We start from the raw sequence: 606 nt of genomic DNA on the forward strand, positions 1-606 counted from the left end.
TGGATTTAGCATTATTGTCCTTTAAATCCCAAATTTAACTCTTAATTTGCGTCTAATCACAAACCACCTACCCTCTATAAAAGCCCCAATCTTATCCATCAGTCCAAATTTACCCTCTTTGATTTTCAATCTCCTTTTAAGGATATCGCACTCATGTACGCCAAGTGATATATAGAGCTTTTGCCATCTCTTATCGCATTGATTTTTTGATGCGAATTCTCTCATCTTGGCAATTGCTACTTCAAAGCTATCTATACAATTTTTTAAATTTTCTATACTTTTGTCATTGGTGCTTGAGCTTGGATTATATCTATAATAATAGAGCATATCAGATATGAAATTTAGCCTTTGGCAATTATGATAAATCACAAACATAGCTAGCACATCCTCAGCCATTATAAGCCTTGAATTAATACTGATTAAAAAATCCAAATTCGCTTGATATATATCCCTTTTAATCAGCCTACCCCAGATATTCCAAGATATATTTTTACTTCTAAAAAGCCAATTAGCAAATTCATCCCCACTATCAAAGCTAGATCTCTCAAACTCACTAAACACACTAGCGCTATTATTATTCCAATAATAGCTCCCAAATGTAACTAT

The 606-nt window shown here is 32.8% G+C and carries 1 protein-coding gene; it reads right to left on the bottom strand.

The window, feature by feature from the left end; genetic code table 11:
* Window positions 1-21 precede the first annotated feature (21 nt).
* Window positions 22-606, bottom strand: a 585-nt coding sequence (locus CCAL9328_RS10680; protein WP_211436855.1) for a hypothetical protein, incomplete at its 5' end; no start/stop codon positions are given.

The organism is Campylobacter sp. RM9328, from assembly GCF_012978615.1.